This window comes from Ruminococcus sp. B05 (assembly GCF_003628495.1).
Classification (GTDB): Bacteria; Bacillota; Clostridia; order Lachnospirales; family Lachnospiraceae; genus Schaedlerella; species Schaedlerella hominis.
Genome location: NZ_RBZR01000057.1, coordinates 1 through 2,191 on the forward strand (window position 1 = coordinate 1; position 2,191 = coordinate 2,191).

A 2,191-nucleotide genomic window follows, 5' to 3' on the forward strand; every position below is an offset into this window, starting at 1 on the left:
CAGGGTTGTTTCATGAAGGATTTTTAAAAACATAAAAAGATCAGATTTTATCGGGGGTTATGCATGTTATACAAAACATGTGTAACTCTTGATTTTTTGTGCCTGTAGAGGTATAATATCTATATGGTATAGGTGTATTGCACCTATACAGAAAGGAGGATATTATGCCAGTAACTGAGAAAAAGTACCCGGATTGGGTTCAGAAGTATCGGATCAAAGGAACTACCGTGAAGAAAAAAGGAGATTCGTATTATCTCTATAAAAGAACATCCCGGCGCGTGAAAGGGAAAAAGTATCCGCAGCCAGTCGATACCTATATCGGCGTGATTACTCCGGAAGGAGTAATACAAAGCAATAAAAGAAAAGTATCTTTGACAGATGCAGAAGTATGGGAATACGGATTTTCAAAAGCCGTCTGGGAGTTGTGTCCGGATGATTGGAAAAAACCGTTGGGGGATGACTGGCAGGATGTACTTTCCATTATTCTTCTAAAACAGTCTCCAACCTCTTATATCCAGAAAACACGAGTGATGAAAAAAGAATCGGATTTCCGATATCAGTTTGCAGCCCAGACAGCGTCCCTGTCCCGCAGAATTTATAAAAAACAGGGCATTGGCCTGGAAGAATTACATCAGTTAGAGACCATCTATTTAGTATGCCTGGATAAAACGGAAATCATTTCGAAAGTGAATGAGGGGCAACGGAGACTCCTGGAGAAAATACAGGTGGCATTGGAAATGTGCTGAAAAGACTGTTCTGACAGAAAAATTGATCCATTATTTCAGGCAGATTCCGGATTATCGGTGCGGCAGAGAGAAAAGACACGATCTTGGAGAAATGCTGGTATGCGTCACCCTCGGATTCCTTTGTGGCCGGACAACGATCCGCAGGAGCCTGAAATGGTGCAAAACCCACTTGGAAGAGCTGCGGAAGCATATGAACTTAAAATACGGGATCGCCTCGCCTTCCACTATTACCCGGATGTTGAATGGCATTGATGAGGAATTAGCTTTGTATGCTTTTATGGAGTGGATTGGCGAGATCGTGGAATCCAGAAATACCCATCTAGCTATTGATGGGAAAGCATTGTGCGGTGCAACGGAAAAAACGAAAGGTGAGACAACCCCGATGCTGCTGAATGTAGTGGAAACGGTCCGGGGATTGATACTTGCACAGCTTCCGGTAGATTCAAAGACGAATGAGATTACGGCGATTCCTGAATTATTAAAGCTTCTGGATATCAGCGGGAGCATTGTAACGATTGATGCTGTTGGGACACAGACTGCAATCATGGAACAGATTCATGAACAGGGAGGACATTTTGTGTTAACAGTAAAGAAAAATCAGCCGGAGGCCTATGAGGAGATTCATACGTTCATGGATAAACTGGGGGCGGAAGATCTCAAAAGAAAAAAAGGCGAAGCTATGGATCCTGGGATGAAGGAGTTCCTTGAGAAATACGAAGAAATCAGCCAGATGGAAAAAAACCGGGACAGAAATGAGTATAGGACTTGCCAGATATGTAAAGACGCTTCAAATCTGACCAAAAGCCAAAAAGAATGGCCGCACGTTCAAAGTATTGGGCGGATCAAGCAGGTGAGGATACCCAAGGAAAAAGACAGCCAGGGGAATGATGTGACGCCGTCGAAGGAAGAGTTTTTGGAAAAAGGCTCCAGAAGAATCCCAGCTCCTTCTGCTGGAGAGGGAGCCGGGAAAGATGTCCAGTGTACGGCACTGATATCAGACCTGATCCTTACAGCAGAGGAGCTGGGAAGCATAAAAAGAATGCACTGGTCAATAGAGAACCGGCTCCATCATGTGCTGGACGATACATTTAGGGAAGACCGCTCGCCAGCCAAAAAGTCCCGGAACAACCTGTCGCTCATCAGAAAATACGCATACAACATCCTGCGTCTGGCAATGTACGAGACGGGTCTGGCAAATATAATGACAGAAATGATGGACTGCTTTTGTGACAATGCCGCTTTGCGGGAACGGTATGTGTTTCAAGGCATAGCCAGTCTCTATTGACTATATAAAAAGAATACCTCTGAAAAAAGGTCCTGTAAAGGGATATAGAGTTAATTTGCGCTTTTTTACATGACCAATGAATCAGAAACAATATGAGAGATGTGATAGCAAGGATGCAATAAGTTAGATCTGCCCATGGATAGTTCATGAAACAACCCTG

2 protein-coding genes are annotated in these 2,191 nt (G+C 43.7%); both read left to right on the top strand.

Annotated features, from left to right (window positions below; genetic code table 11):
* Window positions 1–164 precede the first annotated feature (164 nt).
* Window positions 165–746 (top strand): hypothetical protein, encoded by a 582-nt coding sequence (locus tag D8Q48_RS16915; protein WP_055148571.1) that lies wholly within the window; start codon window positions 165–167, stop codon window positions 744–746.
* On the top strand, window positions 691–2,031 hold the full coding sequence (locus D8Q48_RS16920) for an ISAs1 family transposase (RefSeq protein WP_227156865.1): 1,341 nt from the start codon (window positions 691–693) through the stop codon (window positions 2,029–2,031). The genes D8Q48_RS16915 and D8Q48_RS16920 overlap by 56 nt, the downstream gene beginning before the upstream one ends.
* The last annotated feature ends 160 nt before the right edge of the window (window positions 2,032–2,191 follow it).